General features: G+C 60.6%; 19 protein-coding genes. 6 read left to right on the forward strand and 13 right to left on the reverse strand.

Going from position 1 to position 21,259, the window contains the following annotated elements; genetic code table 11:
* The first annotated feature begins 80 nt into the window (after nucleotides 1–80).
* Both AABM52_RS22695 and AABM52_RS22700 read left to right on the forward strand, forming a co-directional pair.
* Nucleotides 81–1,562: a methyl-accepting chemotaxis protein gene (locus tag AABM52_RS22695; protein WP_347908116.1), complete on the forward strand. Its 1,482-nt coding sequence runs from the start codon at nucleotides 81–83 to the stop codon at nucleotides 1,560–1,562.
* A gap of 229 nt (nucleotides 1,563–1,791) precedes the next feature.
* Nucleotides 1,792–2,157 (forward strand): terminase, encoded by a 366-nt coding sequence (locus AABM52_RS22700; protein ID WP_347908118.1) that lies wholly within the window; start codon nucleotides 1,792–1,794, stop codon nucleotides 2,155–2,157.
* Here AABM52_RS22700 and AABM52_RS22705 read toward each other — a convergent pair whose 3' ends face one another.
* The 3 genes from AABM52_RS22705 to AABM52_RS22715 all read right to left on the reverse strand — a co-directional run bounded on the left by AABM52_RS22705 (nucleotide 2,158) and on the right by AABM52_RS22715 (nucleotide 4,262).
* Nucleotides 2,158–2,955: an acyl-CoA thioesterase domain-containing protein gene (locus AABM52_RS22705; RefSeq protein WP_347908120.1), complete on the reverse strand. Its 798-nt coding sequence runs from the start codon at nucleotides 2,953–2,955 to the stop codon at nucleotides 2,158–2,160. It abuts the gene before it with no gap.
* 169 nt (nucleotides 2,956–3,124) lie between these two features.
* The gene (locus AABM52_RS22710) at nucleotides 3,125–3,883 is read right to left on the reverse strand and encodes a CHAD domain-containing protein (RefSeq protein ID WP_347908122.1); all 759 of its coding nucleotides are present in this window, start codon (nucleotides 3,881–3,883) and stop codon (nucleotides 3,125–3,127) included.
* Between the two features lie 100 nt (nucleotides 3,884–3,983).
* Entirely contained in the window at nucleotides 3,984–4,262 is a 279-nt protein-coding gene (locus AABM52_RS22715; RefSeq protein ID WP_008000319.1) for a hypothetical protein, read from the reverse strand.
* A gap of 221 nt (nucleotides 4,263–4,483) precedes the next feature.
* Here AABM52_RS22715 and AABM52_RS22720 point away from each other — a divergent pair, with 221 nt between their 5' ends.
* Nucleotides 4,484–5,521, forward strand: coding sequence for a patatin-like phospholipase family protein (locus AABM52_RS22720; protein ID WP_347908124.1), 1,038 nt, complete (start codon nucleotides 4,484–4,486; stop codon nucleotides 5,519–5,521).
* 87 nt (nucleotides 5,522–5,608) lie between these two features.
* Here AABM52_RS22720 and AABM52_RS22725 read toward each other — a convergent pair whose 3' ends face one another.
* From AABM52_RS22725 to kdpF, 6 genes are all read right to left on the reverse strand, one after another.
* Nucleotides 5,609–6,298: a response regulator gene (locus AABM52_RS22725; RefSeq protein ID WP_347908126.1), complete on the reverse strand. Its 690-nt coding sequence runs from the start codon at nucleotides 6,296–6,298 to the stop codon at nucleotides 5,609–5,611.
* A gap of 48 nt (nucleotides 6,299–6,346) precedes the next feature.
* Nucleotides 6,347–8,998, reverse strand: a complete 2,652-nt coding sequence (locus AABM52_RS22730) for a sensor histidine kinase KdpD (protein ID WP_347908128.1) — start codon at nucleotides 8,996–8,998, stop codon at nucleotides 6,347–6,349.
* Between the two features lie 117 nt (nucleotides 8,999–9,115).
* A complete protein-coding gene (kdpC, locus tag AABM52_RS22735; RefSeq protein WP_347908130.1) occupies nucleotides 9,116–9,661 on the reverse strand; it encodes a potassium-transporting ATPase subunit KdpC in 546 nt (181 codons plus the stop codon).
* A 113-nt stretch (nucleotides 9,662–9,774) separates the two neighbouring features.
* A complete protein-coding gene (kdpB, locus tag AABM52_RS22740) occupies nucleotides 9,775–11,832 on the reverse strand; it encodes a potassium-transporting ATPase subunit KdpB (protein ID WP_347908132.1) in 2,058 nt (685 codons plus the stop codon).
* A gap of 10 nt (nucleotides 11,833–11,842) precedes the next feature.
* Nucleotides 11,843–13,537 carry a potassium-transporting ATPase subunit KdpA gene (kdpA, locus tag AABM52_RS22745; protein ID WP_347908134.1) on the reverse strand — a complete coding sequence of 565 codons (1,695 nt, stop codon included), beginning with the start codon at nucleotides 13,535–13,537 and terminating at the stop codon, nucleotides 11,843–11,845.
* A gap of 8 nt (nucleotides 13,538–13,545) precedes the next feature.
* Nucleotides 13,546–13,635 (reverse strand): K(+)-transporting ATPase subunit F, encoded by a 90-nt coding sequence (gene kdpF, locus AABM52_RS22750; RefSeq protein WP_007899818.1) that lies wholly within the window; start codon nucleotides 13,633–13,635, stop codon nucleotides 13,546–13,548.
* A gap of 397 nt (nucleotides 13,636–14,032) precedes the next feature.
* On the opposite strand from kdpF, the gene eat reads away from it, so the two are divergent.
* From eat to AABM52_RS22765, 3 genes are all read left to right on the forward strand, one after another.
* Nucleotides 14,033–15,397 (forward strand): ethanolamine permease, encoded by a 1,365-nt coding sequence (gene eat, locus AABM52_RS22755; RefSeq protein WP_347908136.1) that lies wholly within the window; start codon nucleotides 14,033–14,035, stop codon nucleotides 15,395–15,397.
* Between the two features lie 141 nt (nucleotides 15,398–15,538).
* Nucleotides 15,539–15,706, forward strand: a complete 168-nt coding sequence (locus AABM52_RS22760) for a DUF2897 family protein (RefSeq protein ID WP_007985427.1) — start codon at nucleotides 15,539–15,541, stop codon at nucleotides 15,704–15,706.
* A gap of 166 nt (nucleotides 15,707–15,872) precedes the next feature.
* Complete coding sequence (locus AABM52_RS22765; protein WP_347908138.1) at nucleotides 15,873–16,430, forward strand: TetR/AcrR family transcriptional regulator; 558 nt, start codon at nucleotides 15,873–15,875, stop codon at nucleotides 16,428–16,430.
* Here the strand turns inward: AABM52_RS22765 and fabF are convergent.
* From fabF to AABM52_RS22785, 4 genes are all read right to left on the reverse strand, one after another.
* The gene (fabF, locus tag AABM52_RS22770; protein ID WP_347908140.1) at nucleotides 16,427–17,701 is read right to left on the reverse strand and encodes a beta-ketoacyl-ACP synthase II; all 1,275 of its coding nucleotides are present in this window, start codon (nucleotides 17,699–17,701) and stop codon (nucleotides 16,427–16,429) included. The two genes, AABM52_RS22765 and fabF, sit on opposite strands and share 4 nt — an antisense overlap.
* 31 nt (nucleotides 17,702–17,732) lie before the next feature.
* Nucleotides 17,733–18,527 carry an SDR family oxidoreductase gene (locus tag AABM52_RS22775; protein ID WP_347908142.1) on the reverse strand — a complete coding sequence of 265 codons (795 nt, stop codon included), beginning with the start codon at nucleotides 18,525–18,527 and terminating at the stop codon, nucleotides 17,733–17,735.
* Between the two features lie 240 nt (nucleotides 18,528–18,767).
* Nucleotides 18,768–19,103: a ComEA family DNA-binding protein gene (locus AABM52_RS22780; protein ID WP_347908144.1), complete on the reverse strand. Its 336-nt coding sequence runs from the start codon at nucleotides 19,101–19,103 to the stop codon at nucleotides 18,768–18,770.
* 112 nt (nucleotides 19,104–19,215) lie between these two features.
* Nucleotides 19,216–21,204: a nucleoside-diphosphate sugar epimerase/dehydratase gene (locus tag AABM52_RS22785; RefSeq protein ID WP_347912675.1), complete on the reverse strand. Its 1,989-nt coding sequence runs from the start codon at nucleotides 21,202–21,204 to the stop codon at nucleotides 19,216–19,218.
* Nucleotides 21,205–21,259 lie beyond the last annotated feature (55 nt).

The raw sequence follows: 21,259 nt of genomic DNA on the forward strand, positions 1-21,259 counted from the left end.
GCATCAAGAATCAGCCACCTGAGTAGCGGCACAATGATGGCACCTTGCCAAAACTGTTTCCGCTATCAGAGAAGACCTCCATGGGTGCCTGGCTTAGCAATATCTCGCTGAAATACAAATTCTGGGCGGTCAACGCTGTCGCTTTCATCACCACCCTGTTGCTGGTGCTGTACGCCGTGCAACTCGAACAGCAGGCCCGCAGTCACGCCGCCCAGGCTTCGGTCCAGGCCCAGGCGCGATTGCTCGAAACCTGGCCCGCCGGGCAACCCCTGCCCCACGCCGACAACCTGCTGACGTTCAATCGCGGACAGGCGCCGTCGCTGAATGAACAACCCGTTCCGGAACTCATCAATGCAAACGGCTGGGTCGAGATCAACTTGATGCCGCTGTTCGGTGACAATCCGTTGATGGGTGCCGAAGTGTTTACCCGTGCCGACGGCCAGCAGGTCGCCGTAATTGCCCACGGCCCAAGCCTGAGCCAGGTATTCAATGAGCGTTTTGCCAACTACGCAGCGGCCGTGTTCATCCTGATGCTGGCAATGCTCGGCGCATCGCAGTTATTGATCCGCTTCCTGCTCAGCCAGCTCAACACCTTGAAAGACGTCATGTTGCACGTGGAGAAAACCGGCGACCTGTCGGCCCGCGTGCCATTGGCTTGCAGCGACGAAGTCGGGCAAATGGCCAACGCCTTCAACGCCATGCAAGCCGGTTATCAACGTGTGGTCAACACCGTCGCCAGCACCGCCCGGCAACTGGACATCGGCGCCGCGCGGCTGGCGGCCAGCATGAATGAAGTGCGCCACGGCATGCTGGGCCAGCAAAGCGAAACCGATCAGGCCGCCACGGCGATCAATGAAATGACCGCCACGGTCTATCACATCGCCCAACACGCGGGTGCCACCCGTGACCTTTCGCAATCGGCCAATACCCTGGCCGGCAGCGGGCAGGAGGTCGTGACACGGGTGCAGCGCTCGATTGCCGGATTGTCCACTGGCGTCCAGCAGACCGCCGAGATGATTCAACGCCTGGCCGAGGACAGCCAGAAGATCAACGGCGTGGTCAACGTGATTCACAGCATCGCCGAGCAGACCAACCTGTTGGCATTGAATGCCGCCATCGAAGCGGCCCGGGCCGGCGAAATGGGTCGCGGCTTCGCGGTGGTCGCCGATGAAGTACGCAACCTCGCCAAGCGCGTGCAGGCCTCCACGGATGAAATCACCCTCATGGTCTCGGCGTTGCAGGCCGGCACGCGAGACGCCGTGGACTTCATGCAAGAGAGCTCGTTCAAGGCCGACGACTGCGTACAACAGGCGCAAGAGGCCGGCGCGGCATTGGCCGAGATCACCGGCGCAGTGGCGCAGATGCGTGAAAGCAACACGCAGATCGCCGTGGCGGCCGAACAGCAGAGCCAGGTGGCGGAAGAGATGAACCGGGCGGTGGTGAGCATCCGTGACGTGACCGAGAACACGGTGCAGCAGACGGTGACGTCGGCGACCACCAGCAATGAGCTGGCGGCGTTGGCTGGGGAGTTGAGCAAGGCTATCGGTCAGCTGAAACTTTGAGGGCCTCTTCGCGAGCAAGCCCGCTCCCACAAGGGATCTATGTATGCCCAGAATCTGATGGTCACCGAAGATCAATGTAGGAGCGAGCCTGCTCGCGAAGGCGTCAGAACCGGCACCATCAACTCCAGTCATGGCACCTATCAAGTCAATAGCCAGCCTTGATTCGCCGCCAGCAAGGACCGGGCCTATTCTTCCTGCATGTATTCAACATGGATCGAGGATCGGCATCATGGGCAAACGTCACCCCAACCTTCCCGCCTGGCAATGGCGAGCGTACCCGAACAATCATCAGCACCCGACCAATCTGGTGTTGCACCTGATCGCGGTGCCGCTGTTCATCGTGGCATTTCTGCTGATTGTGTCCGGGGTGTTCAGCCTGAGCCTGGCAAACATCGCCATCGGTGTGATCGGTGTGATTGCAGCGCTGGCCTTGCAACGCCACGGCCACAGCCTGGAAACCCAAGCCGCCGAACCCTTCAGCGATCGCAAGGATGCGGTATCGCGCCTGTTGGTCGAGCAGTTCCTGACGTTCCCGCGGTTCTTCCTCAGCGGCGGCTGGTGGCGCGCCTGGCGTGAGCGCCACCGCCGTCACTGATCAGGCGAACACCGTCACCGTCTGCCGGCTCATGGCGATCAACCGGCCATCCGCGCTCCACATTTTTGCGGCGGCATGCCCGTAGCCGTCGGCGGCGTATTCGGTTTCGACGAGGTATTTGCACCAGTCCAGTGTGGTCAGCTCCAGCAGCGGTTGCACGAACTCGATGGTCCAGGTCAGCGTGCTGCCCATTGCCGGTTTCTTCAAAAACGGCATCAGGGCCGGCGGCCAGGCGTCCACCAGCGCGAGGATATGCGCCTCGCCGATAGCTTCTTCCTTTACGTCGCCGCGCAAGCGTACCCAGCCACCCATTTGCCGGGATGTGCTACCGCTGAACGGCAGCCCGCCGACACTCCAGCGCATCGCCAGATGCCGCATGAATTCCGGGATGACACCTTCGACGAAAGGCAATTCCTGGCATTCGTCCCAGTGCTTCATTTCCGGTGCCGGTTCAGCGGCCACCGCCACTTCCGAAGGGCGCGAGGCGCCGAAACTGCCTTGGATCAACGTCACTACCTGACCCCTCTGCACCACCCGGCCCAGCACCTGGCTGACGGCCTTGCCTTCGCGCAGTACGTCGACTTCAAAACTGACCGGCACCTCGGGCTCTACCGGGCCGACAAAGGTGATCGCCAACGAACGCACGGGCCGATCCGCCGGAACCCGGGCGCGCATGGCTTCGTACTGCAAAGCCGCTACCAGGCCACCGAAGCTGGCCCGACCCTGGGCCCAGGAGGCCGGGATAGAGAGCTCCAGTGGCTGGCTGCGGACAGCGTCGAGCAGTTCGGAAAAACGCATGAAAACCTCAGGGATCGGAAAAAGATGAAGGGATCTTAACCATCTGGCGAAGTTGATACATCGCCTATTCCGGCCAAATTGACTGACAGATGAGCCGCACAAGGCTCGTGCCGAACATAAAACCTGTAGGAGCGAGCCTGCTCGCTCCCACAATGGATCTCGAGAGGTCTCAGGATTTGAAGCAATCGCGACTGAGTTTTTCCAGCACCCGGTCCGCACGGCTTTCAGCCTCGGCCATGGTGGCTTGCCACACGGCAACGCAAGGCTTCAAATCCGCTTCCCGTTCAGCCATCGCCAGCCATTGCACGCAATCGTGCCAGTCACCCAGCGCGCCCTGGGCCGATTTCAACCGGGGCATGGCCGCTTTCGGCAAACGGTCCAGCTCGGGGTAAGCGTCAATGCCATAGCGCACGCGCTTGATCAGCAGGCGCAGCCGATGACGATCGTGGGTTGGGTCGTGCAGTGCCTCGTCGAGTTTTTTCCACTGCTTGCCCAGGCGTTTTTCGATGCGCTTGCGTAGGCCCTTGAGCAATCCCTGGCGCTGGGCGGCACGCAGAAATCGCGGAAACGCATCAAGGACGATCAGCATTTGCGCGAGTTCGGGACTGGCCGCCACGGCCGGATAGGCCTCGGCCATTTGCGCCATGCGCCACTGTGCGGCTTGGGGTTGATGGTGCTGGAGCAAGTACGCCGCCAGCACTTCGCGATCACGTAATGGCGTGGTCAGATCACCTACCCGGGAGGCCGCCGCCTCCAGTTGTTCGACACCGGGCAGCCCGCGCAAGGGCCGCAACAGGCTGCGTAACCGCCGCATGGTTGTGCGCAGATCGTGTAACGCTTCAGGGTCTGTACGCTCTTTCAAGCGGGCCTGACAGGCCAGCAGACGAACTTCCAGGCCCAGTACCTGAGCCACCAACCGATCGATCATGGGGGTTCACTCCGTAAACAGCGCCAGGTTGCAAGCTCCGGGCTGCAAGCTCGATGGCTCTTGCAGTTTGCAGCTTAGAGCTTGTAACCGCTTTCCGCTTTTAACGCCCCGCGCGCGACTCACGAATATAGAAACGAGCCTTCTCGGCTTTGGTGGTGCAGCCTTCGAACCCCTCGAATTGCTGCTGGGTCTTGGCCGCGGTCAACAGCGACAGGGCCTTGGAGTAGCTGACGGTCCCGGCGAAACCTTCGGCTTTGGCCAGGTCCAGTTCGTGCCATGCCGCATCCAGGTTACTACCGCAGCTATCGCGGTACGCGGTTTTGCCGGCACAACCGGCGAGCGCCAGGGCAATCAATGGCACGCAGATCCAGGCTTTCATCACTCACTCCTCAAGAATAGGTCAACAGTCATGCAGGTAAGACGTTGTGGCACCTGAAAAGTGCCGTTGGTCCGCTGTGCAAACTATAGCGCCGACGAGAATAACCATGTGCCGCCATGGAGTGTCGAAAATACGACGCTCTTGCCCCATCGAACGACCATGGCGATTGAAGCATGGCCCTCGATGGGTGCATTGTTGAACCATTCAAACGAGGGCGATTCATGAAAAAGCGTGTCGCACTGGTATTGGGCTCGGGTGGAGCCCGGGGTTATGCACATATCGGGGTCATTGAAGAGATCGAACGGCGCGGCTATGACATTGCCTGTATCGCCGGATGCTCCATGGGCGCGGTGGTGGGGGGGATCTACGCCGCCGGCAAACTCAATGAATACCGCGACTGGATCGAGAGCCTGGATTATCTCGACGTGTTGCGTCTGGTGGACGTCAGTTTTCGTCTGGGGGCAATTCGCGGCGAGAAAGTCTTCGGGCAGATCCGCAAGATCGTCGGCGAGATCAACATCGAAGATTTGCGCATCCCCTACACCGCCGTTGCCGCCGACCTGACCAACCAGCAGGAGATCTGGTTCCAGGAAGGTTGCCTGCACCAGGCCATGCGCGCCTCGGCAGCGATTCCCAGCCTGTTCACCCCGGTGATGCAGGGCAACCGCATGCTGGTCGATGGCGGCATTCTCAACCCGCTGCCGATTGTGCCGGTGGTGTCGAGCCATTGCGACTTGATCATCGCCGTCAACCTCAACTCCACCAACCAGCGTCACTACCAATTGCCGGTCATCCAGCGCCCCGCCGCGTTCAAGACCCGCTTCGACAGCCTGATCAACTCACTCGGCTCGAAGCTGCCGTTTCGCCGCAAACAGGCCGAGCAATTGTTGATCCTCGAGCAGGAAGCCCTGAGGGCCGAAGGGGCGGACCTCAATCCGTGGATCGAATCCGCCGAGCCCGAAGCGCAACAACCCGCCGCCGCTCCGGAAGCCAGTGGCGCGCCCCGCTCCGCCACCGGTTCGTTCATCATCGACAACGTCGGGCCGGCGTCCTTGCTGGATTTGATCAACCAGAGTTTCGAGGTGATGCAGACGTCGCTGGCGCAGTACAAGATTGCCGGGTATCCACCGGACATCCTGATCAACGTGCCCAAGCGCGTGTGTCGGTTTTTCGAGTTCTACAAGGCGCCAGAGCTGATCGCGCTGGGACGGGAGATTGCGCGGGATACGCTGGACCGGTATGAGAATGAGCAGAACTGAACGTCTGAAAACTCTCGATTGAATGCAAGGGCCTCATCGCGAGCAAGCTCGCGATGAGGCCAGATCAGTCACCACAAGATTTCAAAACTATTCACTCAACAACCGATACCCCACCCCTGCCTCAGTGACGATGAACCTGGGTTGGGTCGGGTCATCCGCCAGTTTCTGGCGCAAGTGCCCGACCACGATACGCAGGTAGTGAGTGTCTTCGGTATGGGTCGGCCCCCAGATGTCCTTGAGCAATTGCTGCTGGGTGATCACCCGTCCGGGATGCCGCGCCAGTTGCGCCAGCACGGCGTATTCCTTGCGGGTCAGCGCGACTTCGACATCGTCGAGCAGCACCCGTCGATACGCCAGGTCGACCGTCAACGGACCGAAGTTCAGCGCGGCTAGTTGCGCCTCGCCTGCGGGCGCCTGGCGCAACAACGCACGGATCCGCGCGAGGAATTCCTGAATGCCGAAAGGCTTGGTCACGTAGTCATTGGCGCCGCCATCCAGGGCCTCGACTTTCTGCCCTTCACTGGCGCGCACGGAGAGCACCAGCACCGGCACCGTCGACCACTCGCGAAAGTCGCGCAATACCTGTTGGCCGTCCATGTCCGGCAAGCCGAGGTCGAGCACCAGCAAGTCCGGTTTGTTCAACGCGGCTTGCGCCAATCCTTCGCTGCCGGTGCCCGCCTCCAGCACTTTGTAGCCCTGGGAAGCGAGGCTGATGCGCAGGAATTTACGGATCTGCGGTTCGTCGTCAATGACCAAAATGGTCGCGGTCTGGCTCATGAATTCACATCAACACAAAGAAGTGGCAAGAGAGTAGCGCAAGCGCGATCAGGCTTCACTTTCGTATCCCGGCTGAGCCTGTAGCGGCAGGTGCAACGTGATGCAGGTGCCGCGCCCCTCAATGCCGTCGGCGACGCTGATACGCCCGCCATGGGCACCGACCATGCCCTGACAAATCGCCAGCCCCAGCCCGGTACCCTGCCCGCCGCGATCACCCCGCGCGGCGGTGTAAAACATGTCGAAAATCTTCGCCCGCTCCTCTTCCGGTATCCCCGGGCCCTCATCGCAGACCGAGAAAAACAGCTCAGTGTCATCGGCCCCGGCACGCAATTGCAAGCGCCCGTGGGGTGGCGAAAACCGCGCGGCGTTTTCCATCACGTTGATCAGTGCCTGTTCGATCAGCGCGGCATGCACGTACAGCAGCGGTAATTCGGCCGGCACCTCGGTGTTGACCTGCAACGACGCAAGGACTGCCCGCAGGCGATTGAGCGCACTGCCGACGATGTCCGCCGGCGACACCCAGTCCCGCGCCAGCTTCAAGGCACCGTGGCCGAGGCGGGTCATGTCGAGCAGGTTTTGAATGTAGCGGTCCAGGCGCTCGGCTTCATCGCGGGTGCCTTCGAGCAGTTCACGTCTGTCCTCCAGCGGGATCGCTTCACCCAGGGCCAGCAGGCTGTCGATACTGCCGCGCATGGATGTCAGCGGTGTACGCAAATCGTGGGACACCGACGCCAGCAAGGCACTGCGCAGTTGCTCGGTTTCGCCGTGCAGCCGTGCCGCCTCCAGATCATCGGCCAGTTGCGCCCGGGCCAGCGCCTGGGCCAGCGGCTGGCTCAGGGCAGTCAACAAGCGTCGGCGCTGGCCGCTCAGGGTCTGGCCTTCCCTGGCGCACACGCCAAGCAACGCCAGCGGGCCGTCTTCCACCGACAATGGCCACCACCACCAGCGGCCGAACGGCAAGGTGCCGGTGCCCGCACCCGCGGGTTGATCGTGCTGCCAGGCCCAGTCGGCGGCGGCGCGCTCGGCTTCGTTGAACTCCAGGGGGCCACCGGTTTCGACTTTCCAGCCGTTTTGCCCGTCGCGATTGAGCAGGCACAGTTGCACATCGCTCCAACCGTTGAGGTGCTGGGCGGCCGCACTGACCACGGCCTGGCGGTCGGTGGCGGCGGTGAGTTTGCGTGACAGGTCGAGCAGTTCGGTGGTCTCTTCCTGGGTATCGCGCAATGCCTGCAATTGCCTGCGCTGGCGCGCCGCGAGGTTGCCGGTGAGGGCCGCCATCAGCAGGAAGAACAGCAGGGTCAGCACGTCTTCTTCGCGCTGGATTCTGAAAGAGAAATTCGGTGGAATGAACAGGAAGTCATAGGTCAGGAACGACAGCGCCGCACAGGCCAGCGCCGGCCCGAGGCTGCTGCGCACCGCCACCAGCAACACCGCCGCAAGGAACACCAGGGAGATGTTCGGCAGTGGCAGAACGCTCGCCACGGCCCAGGCCAGAGCGCTGGCCAGAACCGTCGCGACCACGGCCAATGCGTAGTCGAACCAGACCAGTGAATGCATCGACCGCTGATGGGGTTGATGCTGTTGTTGATCGCTGTCGAGAACGTTGATCTCCAGTCCGCGTGCATTACGCAGCAGTCGCGCCGCCAACCCGCCTCCGAACAGACGTCGGCGCAAACGTGGCCGGGACTGGCCGACCAGCACCAGGCTGGCGCGGCGTTCGGCGGCATGCTGGATCAGGGTTTTCGCCACTTCACCGGCGCGCAGCAACACCACTTCGCCGCCCAGGCGCTCGGCCAGTTGCTGGGCGCTCTGCAGTCGCAGGCGGGACTGCTCGTCACGCACTCTGCCGTTGTCCACGTGCACCAGGCTCCAGGGCAGGTGCCGCCGCTGGGCCACGCGACTGGCATGCCGTACCAGGCGCTCGGCCTGGGCATCGCCGTCGACCCCAACAAGCAAACGCCCGCGCACGGCCGGCGCCGCTTGCCCCAACTGACGATACCCTTGGGCCAGATCGTTATCGACCTGAGCTGCCGCGGTTTGCATCGCCAGTTCGCGCAGGGCCGTGAGGTTAGTCTGGGAAAAGAACGCGTCGATGGCCGCCCGCGCTTGCTCCGGCACATAGACCTTGCCGTCGCGCAGGCGCTCCAGCAGTTCCCGAGGCGGCAAGTCGATCAGCAGCAGTTCGTAGGCTTCCTGCAGCACCCAGTCCGGCAGGGTCTCGCGGACCTGCACGCCCGTGATGCCGCGCACCTGGTCGTTGAGGCTTTCCAGGTGCTGGACGTTGACCGTGGTGTACACATCGATGCCGGCGGCAAGCAGTTCCTGAATGTCCTGCCAGCGCTTTTCGTGACGGCTGCCCGGTGCGTTGGTGTGCGCCAGTTCGTCGACCAGCACCAGCTTCGGTTTGGCGAGGAGCAGACCGTCGAGGTCCATTTCTTCGAGCAACACGCCACGGTACTCGGAGCGTACCAACGGCTGCTGCGACAAGCCGCCGAGCAATGCTTCAGTTTCGGCCCGGCCGTGGGTTTCGACGACGCCGGCAATGACTTTCACCCCTTGGCGCAGCTGGGTGTGGGCCGCTTGCAGCATGGCGTAGGTCTTGCCGACACCCGGCGCGGCGCCGAGAAATACCTTGAGCCGGCCACGGCCATCGCGGGGCAGGTCTGCTAACAGCGCGTCGGCGCGGCCGGAGTTGCTCATGTTTGAAGTTCTCGTTCTTCTGATGTTGATGTAGTGCCTTTCAGGCCGTCATCGCGAGCAGGCTCGCTCCTACATTTGGAATGCGTACTCCTGCTCGCGAATGGCAGCACCGCGGACCTAAAGTTTTTCCAGCGCCCGATTCAACTCAAGCACATTCACCACCGGCGGGCCTATCAGTGGTTGCTCGATGTGGGCGTCCAGCAGTTGCTGCAGTGTCGCTACCGGCAGATTGCGCGCCGTCGCGACACGCGCCAGTTGATAGGCAATCGCCGCCGGTGGCAAGTGCGGATCGAGTCCGCTGCCGGAGGTAGTGAGCAGCGCTAGGGGCACGGGTCCCTGGCCGGGCACCAGCAGTTTGCTGGCATCGTCGATCACCCGCGTCGCCAGCGCCGGATTGCTCGGCGACAGGTTGCTGGCACTGCTCGACACGGTGGCAAAGGCACCGGCCGAAGGGCGCGGGTGGAACCAGGCGTCGCCGACGAAATCCTGGGCGATCAGCGAGGAACCGCGGACCCTGCCCTCGGCATCCCGCAACAGGCTGCCGTTGGCCTGATCCGGGAACGCGACCTGGGCCACGCCAGTGACCACCAGTGGATAGGCGACGCCGGTGATCAGCGTCATCAGGACCAGCAGGCTCAGGGCCGGGCGTATCAATGTGGACATTTCACAATCCTCGAATTCGTAAAGTCAGGTGCACCACAGAACCCTGTGGGAGCGGGCTTGCTCCGGGCGGCGTTCCGACGAAGGCGGTGTGACTGACACACCGCCATTCAAGGTCAAACCAGATGCAACGCCGTTAACAGCATGTCGATCGCCTTGATGCCCACGAACGGCACCAGGATCCCGCCCAGGCCGTAGATCAGCAGATTGCGTCGCAACAACGCCGCCGCACTCGCCGCGTGAACCCGCACACCACGCAGCGCCAGCGGAATCAGCACCACAATGATCAGGGCGTTGAACACGATCGCCGAGAGAATCGCGCTCTGGGGACTGCTCAGGTGCATCACGTTGAGCACGCCTAGTTGCGGGTAGATCGCGGCGAACAGCGCCGGCAGGATCGCGAAGTACTTGGCCACGTCGTTGGCGATGGAGAAGGTCGTCAGCGCACCGCGGGTGACCAATAACTCCTTGCCGATCTGCACCACGTCCAGCAGCTTGGTCGGGTCGCTGTCGAGGTCGACCATGTTGGCCGCTTCACGGGCCGCTTGCGTGCCGTCGTTCATCGCCATGCCGACGTCCGCCTGGGCCAGGGCCGGGGCATCGTTGGCGCCGTCGCCGCACATGGCGACCAGACGACCGTCGTTTTGCTCATGACGAATGCGCGCCAGTTTTTTCTCCGGCGTGGCTTCGGCCAGCACATCGTCCACACCCGCTTCAGCGGCGATGGCAGCGGCGGTCAACGGGTTGTCGCCGGTGACCATGACGGTGCGGATCCCCAGCTTGCGCAACTCGGCGAAACGTTCGCGGATACCGGGCTTGACCACGTCCTTGAGGTGGATCGCACCCAGCAACTTGCCGTCGGCACACACCAGCAACGGGGTGCCGCCGCTTTGGGCGATCTTGTCGATTTCACGGGACAAGGCCGGTGCCAGGTCAGCACGCTTGAGGCCAACGAACGCCAGCAACGAATCCACCGCGCCCTTGCGGTACACGCGCCCTTGATAGTCGACACCGGACAAGCGGGTTTCGGCACTGAAAGGCACGGCTGTCAGCACGTCAGCGGATGGTTCCGGTTGCGGATGGGTGCCGCGCAGGTATTCGACGATCGACTTGCCTTCCGCGGTGTCGTCGGCCAGCGAGGCAAACAACGCGCCTTCAGCCAGTTCCTTGGCTGTGACGCCCGGCGCGGCATACACCGCTGAGCAACGACGGTTACCGAAGGTGATGGTGCCGGTCTTGTCCAGCAGCAGAACGTGCACGTCCCCCGCCGCTTCCACCGCACGACCGGACTTGGCGATCACGTTCAGGCGCACCAGGCGATCCATCCCGGCGATACCGATGGCCGACAGCAAACCGCCAATGGTGGTCGGAATCAACGTGACCAACAGCGCCACAAGGAACACCAGCGGCAGGCTGCCGTTGGCGAAGTGGGCGAATGGTTGCAGGGTCACCACGACCAGCAGGAAGATCAGGGTCAGGCCGATCAGCAGGATATCGAGCGCCACTTCGTTTGGAGTCTTCTGGCGTTTGGCGCCTTCGACCAGGGCAATCATGCGGTCCAGGGTCGACTCGCCGGGGTTGGCAGTAATCTTCACCAGTAGCCAGTCGGACACCAGCCGTGTGTTGCCGGTAACGGCCGAGCGGTCGCCGCCGGACTCACGAATCACCGGGGCCGATTCACCGGTAATCGCCGCTTCGTTGACCGCCGCGATGCCTTCGATCACCTCCCCGTCACCGGGGATCATCTCCCCTGCTTCGACGCGCACCACATCGCCTTTGCGCAGGTTTGCGGCGGGCACCACTTGAAAGCTGCCGTTGCCGGTTCTACGCCGGGCGCTGAGGCCTTCGCTGCCGGCCTTGAGGCTATCGGCGCGAGCCTTGCCACGGCCTTCGGCCAAGGCTTCGGCAAAGTTGGCGAACAGCACGGTGAACCAGAGCCACACCGCGATTTGCGCGGCAACGAAGGTCGGTACTGCCGTGTCGGGAATGAAGCACAACACGGTGGTCAGGATCGCCGTCAGTTCGACCACCAGCATCACCGGCGCACGCTGTAATTGCCGTGGGTCGAGCTTGACGAAGGCTTGCACTAGCGCCGGGCGCCACAAGGCCGAGATCGCGGTTTTCGTTTGTTCCGGTGCCTTGGTGGCGACGGTTTTGATTACGGGCATATTCATCATTGACTCCTTAGAAGCCCATGCTCAGGTGTTCGGCGATTGGACCTAGCGCCAAAGTCGGCAAGAAGGTCAGGCCGCCCACCAGCAAAATGGTCACGGTCAGCAGGGTGACGAACAGCGGGCCGTGGGTCGGAAAGCTGTTCTGGCCAATCGGCGCGGTTTTCTTCATCGCCAGGCTGCCGGCCAAGGCCAGAACCGGGAGGATGTAGCCAAAGCGACCGATCAACATGCCCAGGCCCAGCATCAGGTTGTGGAAAGGTGTGTTGGCGCCGAAGCCAGCGAAGGCGGAACCGTTGTTGGCGCTGGCCGAGGTGTAGGCGTAGAGCAGCTGACTGAATCCGTGAGGCCCAGGGTTGCTCACCGCGGCCACCGGGCCAGGCAGGCTGGCGGCAATCGCGCCGAGCACCAGTACGCCAATCGGCATGACCATCAGGGTCACCACCAGCAATTGCACTTCCCTGGCTTGCAGTTTCTTGCCGAGGTATTCCGGAGTACGACCGATCATCAGGCCGGCGAGGAACACCGCGATCAGCACGTTGAGCAACATGCCGTAGAGCCCGGCGCCAACGCCGCCGAAAATCACTTCGCCCACCATCATGTTGACCAGCGCCACCATGCCGCTCAGCGGGTTGAGGCTGTCGTGCATACCGTTCACCGAACCGTTCGAGGCAGCAGTGGTGGTCACCGACCACAACACTGTGGCGGTAGTGCCGAAGCGCGCTTCCTTGCCTTCGAGCGGCGCAGTCTGTTCGACGGCGACATTGTTCAGGGCCGGGTTCGGCTGGTATTCAGCCCACAACGAGGTGGCGCCGCCGATCAGGAACAACGCCAGCATGCAGGCGATGATCGCCCGGCTCTGGCGCAGGTCCTTCACGTAATGGCCGAAGGTGAACACCAGCGCGACGGGGATCAGAATGATCGAGGCCATTTCGAACAGATTGCTCCAGGCCGTCGGGTTCTCGAACGGATGCGCCGAGTTCACGCCGAAGAAACCACCACCGTTGGTGCCCAGTTGCTTGATCGCAATCTGACTGGCAGCAGGTCCCAGCGGTATCACCTGGTCAACACCCTGCATCGTCACCGCATTTACGTACTGCGCGAAGGTTTGCGGCACGCCCTGCCAGACCAGATACAGCGCCAGCATCACGCACAGCGGCAGCAAGCCGTAGAGGGTGGCACGGGTCATGTCGACCCAGAAGTTGCCCAGGGTCCGGGTGGACTTGCGACCGATGCCGCGACACAGCGCGACCAGTACCGCCAGGCCGGTGGCGGCGCTGACGAAGTTCTGCACGGTGAGGCCGACCATCTGGCTCAAGTAGCTCAGGGACGCTTCGCCGCTGTAGGCCTGCCAGTTGGTGTTGGTCATGAAGCTGACAGCGGTGTTGAACGCCAGCGTCCACTCCTGACCCGGCAGGTTCTGCGGGTTCAGCGGCAGGTGGTCCTGGAACAGCAGGATCGCGAACAGCAGCAGGAAACCCGCGAGGTTGAAGGCGAGCAAGGCCAGCGTGTATTTCTGCCAGCTCTGTTCGGCCTGCGGATCGACGCCGGCCAGACGATAACAACCGCGTTCGACCGGACCGAGAACCGGCGTCAGCCAGGTGCGCTGCCCTTCCATCACCTTGTAGTAGAAGCGCCCGAGAAACGGCGCCGGGACCAATACCAGGGCGAAAAACCCGAGGATCAGCCAATAGTCATAACTGTGCATAGCCGCTCCTAGTTCCGGTCCGCGCGCAGCAGCGCAACCAACAGATAAATGAACAGCCCCACTGCCAGCAGCAGCGACACCCCATCCAGAACGCTCATGGAAGTTCTCCGTGTTACGGCGTATTGCCGCGTGTGGAGTCATTGTCGGAAAGGAGGCTGTAAAGGAACGAGACCGAGGGTGCCTGCGGGGCATAAAGAAAGCGTAAAGAGTGGGTTTATGGCTTTGTTACAGCGAGGGTTGATGGCGGATGCAAGCTCGCTCCCACATTTGAGATGCGTCAGCCCATATGACATGGCTCCACTGTGGGAGCGAGCTTGCTCGCGATGGCGGCAAAACAGACAAAAACGCACCCAACTGGCGCATCAAAAAGCATGCATCCAGCAGCGATCATCCCCGATACGACAGCTTTCAGCGCTTTACGACGCAACATCACAAAATGGCACGCCCACTGCACTGCCCTCCCCGAGCTTTCCAAACCACTCAGGGAGCAACCCCATGAACACACAACTCAAACCCACTCTGGGCACCTTGCACCTTTGGGGCATTGCGGTCGGGCTGGTGATTTCCGGAGAGTATTTCGGCTGGAGCTATGGCTGGGGCGTGGCCGGAACCCTGGGCTTTCTGGTGACCTCATTCATGGTCGCCACCATGTACACCTGCTTCATCTTCAGCTTCACCGAACTGACCACCGCCATTCCCCATGCCGGCGGTCCCTTTGCCTACAGCCGTCGCGCCTTTGGCGAGAAAGGCGGATTGATCGCCGGGCTGGCGACACTGATCGAATTCGTCTTTGCCCCACCGGCGATTGCCCTGGCCATTGGCGCCTACCTCAATGTCCAGTTTCCAGCCCTGGACCCGAAACACGCTGCAGTCGGTGCCTACATCGTCTTCATGGGCCTCAACATCCTCGGCGTGAAACTGGCAGCCACCTTCGAACTGGTGGTCTGCGTGTTGGCGGTCGCCGAACTGCTGGTGTTCATGGGCGTGGTCGCCCCGGCATTCAGCTTCAGCCATTTCGCCCTCAATGGCTGGGCCGGTTCCGATGTATTCGGTGCTCCGGCGATTGCCGGGATGTTTGCGGCGATCCCCTTCGCCATCTGGTTTTTCCTCGCCATCGAAGGCGCAGCCATGGCCGCCGAAGAAGCCAAGGACCCGAAACGCACGATTCCCAAGGCTTACATCAGCGGTATCCTGACCCTGGTGCTGCTGGCGATGGGGGTGATGTTCTTCGCCGGTGGCGTCGGCGACTGGCGCACCCTGTCGAACATCAACGACCCGCTGCCCCAGGCGATGAAAACCGTGGTCGGCGAAAGCTCGGGCTGGCTGCACATGCTGGTGTGGATCGGCCTGTTTGGTCTGGTGGCGAGCTTCCACGGGATCATCCTTGGCTACTCGCGGCAGTTCTTCGCCCTCGCCCGGGCCGGTTACCTGCCGGCGTCCCTGGCCAGACTGTCACGTTTTCAAACCCCGCACCGGGCGATCATCGCCGGCGGTGTCATCGGCATTGCAGCCATCTACAGCGACGGCTTGATCAACCTCGGCGGCATGACGTTGACCGCCGCGATGATCACCATGGCCGTGTTCGGCGCCATCGTGATGTACATCATGAGCATGCTCAGCCTGTTCAAACTGCGTAAAACCGAGCCGAACTTGGAGCGCACCTTCCGCGCCCCTTGCTACCCGCTGGTGCCGTTCATTGCACTGATGCTGGCGGTGGTGTGCCTGGTGGCGATGGCCTGGTTCAACACGTTGATCGGCCTGATCTTCCTGGGCTTCATGGCGGCAGGTTTCGTGTACTTCATGCTCACCGCACAACTACGCGCCGACGCGCCGGCAGATGCGATGCTGACCGGACATTGAAAGCGTTCGAGTGAACCTCGAGCAACAGGCATAGAATGGGGATGATAGCGATGGAACTGCGATGAAACCCCATCACTCAAAACGGTATGCACGTTCGGTTGGCGAACCCTCGCCGACCGCCTGCTTTTCAAGGAGAGTCCTATGCCCTGGTATGCCTGGTTGATTCTGGTCGTTGCCATCGGCTCGATCGTTGGTGGTCTGATGCTGCTGCGCGACACCGCCAACAAGGTCGAACTGACCGAAGAACAACGCAAGCGCGTCGCCGAACGCAATGCGGAAATGGACGCCAAGGAAGCGCAAGACCGCTGACTGAAAACCCCGCCTTGCACGGCGGGGTTTGTTTTTGCGTGGAAACTCCCGAAATCACGCCGCTTTGCACCCATATCGAAGCATCTGCATGTTTTTTAGAAGTAGAAGTACAGTCACCATGCAATTTTCATTGGTTAATATGGCCGCATTGATGCGGAGATATCAGATGCGTTACTCGCAGGACCATAAAGCCCAGACCCACAAACGCATAATCAAGGAAGCTTCAGCGCGATTTCGACGCGACGGTATCGGCGCGACCGGACTGCAACCCCTGATGAAAGCACTGGGCCTGACCCACGGTGGCTTTTACTCGCACTTCAAGTCCAAAGACGAACTGGTAGAAAAAGCCTTGCAGGAGGCTGGCGCACAAGTCGACGAGTTGTGCGCGCAAATCTTCGCCGAAGAACAGCCACTCAAAGCCTTCATCGACACCTACCTGTCCGAATGGCATCAATCCTCCCCCCACGAAGGTTGCCCGCTGCTGACCATTTCTTCGGAACTGGGACTGCGTGGTCAACCGAGTCCGACCAGCGACGTCGTGCTCCAGGCGCGACTCGATCAGATCCAGCACACCCTTGAGGGTGAGCGCAGCGCCGATCGCAGCATCGTCATCATGTCTACGCTGGTCGGCGCCTTGCTGTTATCGCGCAGCGTTGCCGACGCCGAGTTTGCCCAACGGATTCTCGACGTCGCACGCGAACACCTCAAGCACTCGCAGGATTAACCCTGCCAACGCTTGAACAGTACACTGGCATTGACCCCGCCAAATCCGAAGCCGTTGGACAACGCGTACTCGATGGCCATTGGCCGCGCTTTGCCATGAACGATATCCACGCCTTCAGTGGCAGGATCCGGGTTCTCGAAATTGAGGGTCGCCGGTGCCACCTGGTCACGGATCGCCAGCAGCGTGAAGATCGCCTCGATTCCCCCCGCAGCACCGAGCAAATGCCCGGTTGCCGACTTGGTCGATGTCACGGCAATGCCGTTTTGCGCACCGAACAACGCCTTGATCGCCGCCAGCTCACCCAGATCCCCCACCGGAGTCGAGGTTGCATGAGCATTCAGATGCTGAACCTGAGCCGGTGAAACACCAGCCTGTGCCAATGCCAACGACATCGCCCGCCGCGCACCGTTGCCGTCCTCGGGGCCGGCGGTCAGGTGATAGGCATCGGCGCTGGTGCCGTAGCCGACCAGCTCCGCCAGGGGCTGGGCGCCCCGGGCCAGCGCATGGTCCAGAGACTCGATGACCAGCAGCCCGGCCCCCTCTCCCATGACAAAGCCATCGCGACCACTGTCGAAAGGTCGCGAAGCGCGCTCAGGCGTTTCGTTGTAAGCGCTGGACAAGGCGCGAGCAGCCGCGAACCCGGCAAGGCTGACCCGATCGATCGCCGCTTCCGCGCCACCGCACACCGCGATATCCGCCTCACCCGCACGAATCAGCCGCGCCGCATCGCCAATCGCCTGAACCCCGGCGGCGCATGCCGTGACCGGCGCGCCCAATGGCCCCTTGAAGCCATGCTGGATTGACACATGACCTGCCGCGAGATTGACCAGAAATGAAGGGATAGTGAATGGAGACAAACGCCTCGGACCACGGCTATCAGTGGTGCGCACCGCGTCGGCAATCGCGCCGAAGCCACCCACACCCGAACCGATGATGGTGGCCGTGCGCTCCTGGGCATTGGCATCCAGCGCTTGCCAACCAGCTTGCTCCAGTGCCTGACGCGCCGCTTCCATGGCGAACAGGATGAAGCGGTCCATCTTCTTCTGCTCCTTGGGTGGGGTTGCCCGGTCCGGATCGAACCCTGCCTCCGGATCGTCAGCCAGCGCAGGCACTGCACCGCCGACCTTGGCCGGCAGATCGGCAACCACGTCATCCGGCAAGTTACGCAGGCCGGAGCGCCCGGCCAGCAGCCGCGCCCAGACTGCTTCGACACCGCTCCCCAATGGCGACACCAGGCCCATGCCCGTTACAACCACTCGACGATCACTCATACCAAATACACCTCAAACCGATTGATGGCGCTTACCGATAACGGGCTGCGGCCTTGCTTTTCGAAAGGTTAGGCGCCATCACATGACGCGCCGCCACGAACGCATCCCAATCCGCCGCATCAGGCAGCGAAGGAATGGTGATCAGTTCACCCTGATCCAGACCCGACAACGCAGCATCGACCATCTCGCCCGCCTCCATCACCATCTCCTCAGGGATTTGCGATGCATCGATACCGGAGCGCTCCCAGATCTCGGTTCGTGTCACACCGGGCAGCACCGCCTGGATCTTCACTCCAGTGCCATTCAGCTCGGCGTTCAACGATTGAGTCAAGCTCAATACATAGGCCTTGCTGGCGCTGTACGTCGCGTTGAAACGCTCGGGAAACAATGCCACCACCGATGCGATATTGATGATCGTGCAGCGCCCGGCCTTGGTAAAGCTGGCCGCAGCCGCCGAGGCCAACCGCGTAACCGCCGTGATGTTAAGTTGAATCAAGCGCTCGAGTTGGTCCATATCGGCATTGGCCAACAAACCATCCGCCGCCACACCTGCGTTATTGAGTAGCAGGCTGATGCTCGAATCACTTCGCAGACGCTGCTCGAGCTTGAGTAGGTCCTCCTTTTGAGTCAGGTCCGCTTTAAGCACCTCTACCCAAACACCATACTCGGCGCGCAGCTTGCTCGCTGCAGACTCCAATCGATCCTGATCGCGAGCAACCAGTAGCAGATCAAGACCGCGTGCCGCCAAACGCTCGGCGTAAACCGCACCGATACCCGACGAAGCACCGGTGACGAGGGCCGTACCTGGGGACTGAACAGAATTCATGGCAGTGCTCCTGAGAAACGCAAAGAGAAAACCAGCGCCTGTGTTTCAGGACGCGGTGTCGAAAGGCCAATTGATTATAGGCATAATTTATTCACCATATGATAGTCGTAATTTTATACTGCTGCCAAAGGGTGAGTCTCAATGATCGGGGCCAGGAACAGTCAACGCGCGGAGTGTTCCCATTTGCCAAAATGCAAAAAGGCCGGTCAATGACCGGCCCCTTGGCGTTGATTTACAAGCTTAGTTCACCTCAAGCTTCTCGCGGTTTCTATCGAGAATGGCTTTGCCGATACCCTTGACCTCAAGCAGTTCGTCAATTGAAGCAAATGGCCCATTATCCTCACGATACGTAACAATCGCTTTCGCCTTGGCCTCGCCCACACCAGACAGTTCGCGGTGCAGTGTCGCTGCATCCGCCGCATTGAGGTTGATTTTGCCGGACTGCTCTTTCTCTGAAGCTTCCATCACCACAGGAGGATTTCCAGCTTCCTGTTTGACTGCAGGTGCAGCTACGACTGCAATTGAAGTGCTGGTCAGCAGGGCAAAAACGAGAGAGTAGAAATAGCCAGTACGCATAAATGACGCTCCATGACATCGATTGAGAAGGCAGCTTTTCCAAAGCTGCCCTCAAAACTTAGGTGATGTCTGGAGCGTGTCAAAAATGTGTCTGTTGCAGAATGTGAAACAATCAGGGTTCGAGGCGACGCTGCTGATAGATCCAGTCAACAATCTCGCCGTCTGGGGTATAGCCGCTGACGGTTTCGCGCAGGAGTTGGCGGACGCAGGAGTAGTCATCCTGCTCAACTGCGGCCAGCAATTCCGCCAGCTTGACTTTGAGAACCTCCCAGGAAAGGTAGTCCTCAGTGGCGGTCATGATCATTGGATGAGGAGTTGCGGCTACGTTGTCGCCGATCAACAACTCTTCATACAGCTTTTCACCAGGGCGAAGTCCGGTGAACTCAATGGAGATATCTCCATGGGGATTTCTCTCCGAGCGCACACTGAGACCGGACAGATGGATCATTTTTTCCGCCAACTCGACAATCTTTACCGGTTCGCCCATATCCAGAACGAAAACGTCGCCTCCCTGCCCCATTGAACCAGCCTGAATCACAAGCTGGGCCGCTTCGGGGATCGTCATGAAATAGCGAGTGATCTTCGGATGCGTAACCGTCAGTGGGCCACCGAGTTGAATCTGCTTGTGAAATAGCGGGATGACTGATCCTGAAGAGCCCAGGACGTTGCCGAATCGAACCATCGTAAAACGGGTTTTATTCACCCGCGAAACATTCGAGGCGTCCCCGAACAAAACAGGTGCCAACTCCTGGCTCAATGCCTGAAGCGTCATCTCAGCCAAACGCTTGGTGCTACCCATGACGTTCGTAGGCCGTACTGCCTTGTCCGTTGAGATGAGTACAAAATTGGCAACATTGGACTGCAACGCAGCTTGCGCAGTATTGAGCGTACCGATGACGTTGTTGAGTACGCCTTCAGCGATGTTGTGCTCAACCATTGGGACATGCTTGTAAGCTGCAGCGTGGTAAACCGTATCGACACGCCACGTCTTCATCACGTCCAGCAGTTTTTCCTGATTACGGACAGAGCCAAGGATCGGCAGCAACTTTACAGGTAAAGACTCGCGTGCAACCCGCTGCTCCAATTCGGACATAATGCTGTAAAGATTGAACTCACTATGCTCAAACAGCAAAAGAGTAGTGGGTCGCAGCACCAGTATCTGCCGGCAAAGCTCAGAACCGATCGATCCACCTGCCCCCGTCACCAGCACGACCTGGCCCCTGATGCAGTGCTCGAGCAGATCGCTTTGCGCAGGCACGGCATCGCGCCCGAGCAGGTCCGCAATATCCACTTCCTGAATGTCGTCTACTTTTACACGACCGCTCGCCAGATCCATAAAGCCGGGAACACTTCGGACATGCAGCGGAAAGCCTTCCAGGTACCCCAATATTTCACGACGCCGCGCGCGATTTGCCGACGGGATGGCCAAAAGGATTTCCTGAGCCCCGGTAACATCGATCATCTTCTCAATATGCTTGGGCTCGTAGACATGCAATCCCGAAATGACCCTGTCAGCAATACTGGTGTCGTCATCGATGAACGCGACAGGTCTCATTAATCGTCCCATGCGAAGCGCCGCTACCAACTGGTTTCCCGCGGCTCCTGCGCCGTAGATTGCAACCTTTGGCAACCCCTTGTCTCTATTCGTAAACGGGACATGCTGAGCAGCAGTAAGCCAATCGCCAAGAAAATACTGGCGCATTGCTAGTCGCAACCCACCAATCATCAATAAGCTTAGCCACCAATAGTTAAAAATGATCGAGCGGGGAATAACAGTCTGATGATTGCTATACCAATAAACCACGAGCCCGAGGATCAGCGACGAGAGACTAACCGCCTTCACGATTTCAATCAGTGCGTCGTTTCCGAAGTAGCGTAAAACCGCCCGATACAATCCGAAACGAATGAACAGCGGAATCGCGATAATCGGTGCACACAGGAATAACCAGGTGTGCGCTTTCAGCGGATTTACGATCTCGTCAATACCCAAGCGAACGACGAATGCCAACCAAAGCGCAGCCCAGACCAGGAAAATATCGGTCGCAACTTGCATCAGCCTTTTTTGGCGTCGCGGAAGCTGCAGTAGCCATTGGCGAAGCATCTCAATATCCTTTTCAAATAAAGCAAACGACAAGCTTAAAGCTCAAGCGTGTTTA

It is taken from the genome of Pseudomonas grandcourensis, assembly GCF_039909015.1.
In the GTDB taxonomy this organism is placed as follows: domain Bacteria; phylum Pseudomonadota; class Gammaproteobacteria; order Pseudomonadales; family Pseudomonadaceae; genus Aquipseudomonas; species Aquipseudomonas grandcourensis.

Bases quoted from the DNA above. Each gene is read 5' to 3' on its own strand.
- AABM52_RS22705 (WP_347908120.1), bottom strand. From the start codon at position 2,955: ATGCGTTTTTCCGAACTGCTCGACGCTGTCCGCAGCCAGCCACTGGAG.
- kdpF (WP_007899818.1), bottom strand. From the start codon at position 13,635: ATGAGCGTTCTGGATGGGGTGTCGCTGCTGCTGGCAGTGGGGCTGTTC.
- AABM52_RS22765 (WP_347908138.1), top strand. From the start codon at position 15,873: ATGCGTTACTCGCAGGACCATAAAGCCCAGACCCACAAACGCATAATC.
- AABM52_RS22695 (WP_347908116.1), top strand. From the start codon at position 81: ATGGGTGCCTGGCTTAGCAATATCTCGCTGAAATACAAATTCTGGGCG.
- AABM52_RS22710 (WP_347908122.1), bottom strand. From the start codon at position 3,883: ATGATCGATCGGTTGGTGGCTCAGGTACTGGGCCTGGAAGTTCGTCTG.
- eat (WP_347908136.1), top strand. From the start codon at position 14,033: ATGAACACACAACTCAAACCCACTCTGGGCACCTTGCACCTTTGGGGC.
- AABM52_RS22730 (WP_347908128.1), bottom strand. From the start codon at position 8,998: ATGAGCAACTCCGGCCGCGCCGACGCGCTGTTAGCAGACCTGCCCCGC.
- kdpB (WP_347908132.1), bottom strand. From the start codon at position 11,832: ATGAATATGCCCGTAATCAAAACCGTCGCCACCAAGGCACCGGAACAA.
- AABM52_RS22785 (WP_347912675.1), bottom strand. From the start codon at position 21,204: ATGCTTCGCCAATGGCTACTGCAGCTTCCGCGACGCCAAAAAAGGCTG.
- AABM52_RS22760 (WP_007985427.1), top strand. From the start codon at position 15,539: ATGCCCTGGTATGCCTGGTTGATTCTGGTCGTTGCCATCGGCTCGATC.
- kdpC (WP_347908130.1), bottom strand. From the start codon at position 9,661: ATGTCCACATTGATACGCCCGGCCCTGAGCCTGCTGGTCCTGATGACG.
- AABM52_RS22725 (WP_347908126.1), bottom strand. From the start codon at position 6,298: ATGAGCCAGACCGCGACCATTTTGGTCATTGACGACGAACCGCAGATC.
- AABM52_RS22780 (WP_347908144.1), bottom strand. From the start codon at position 19,103: ATGCGTACTGGCTATTTCTACTCTCTCGTTTTTGCCCTGCTGACCAGC.
- fabF (WP_347908140.1), bottom strand. From the start codon at position 17,701: ATGAGTGATCGTCGAGTGGTTGTAACGGGCATGGGCCTGGTGTCGCCA.
- AABM52_RS22715 (WP_008000319.1), bottom strand. From the start codon at position 4,262: ATGAAAGCCTGGATCTGCGTGCCATTGATTGCCCTGGCGCTCGCCGGT.
- kdpA (WP_347908134.1), bottom strand. From the start codon at position 13,537: ATGCACAGTTATGACTATTGGCTGATCCTCGGGTTTTTCGCCCTGGTA.
- AABM52_RS22720 (WP_347908124.1), top strand. From the start codon at position 4,484: ATGAAAAAGCGTGTCGCACTGGTATTGGGCTCGGGTGGAGCCCGGGGT.
- AABM52_RS22700 (WP_347908118.1), top strand. From the start codon at position 1,792: ATGGGCAAACGTCACCCCAACCTTCCCGCCTGGCAATGGCGAGCGTAC.
- AABM52_RS22775 (WP_347908142.1), bottom strand. From the start codon at position 18,527: ATGAATTCTGTTCAGTCCCCAGGTACGGCCCTCGTCACCGGTGCTTCG.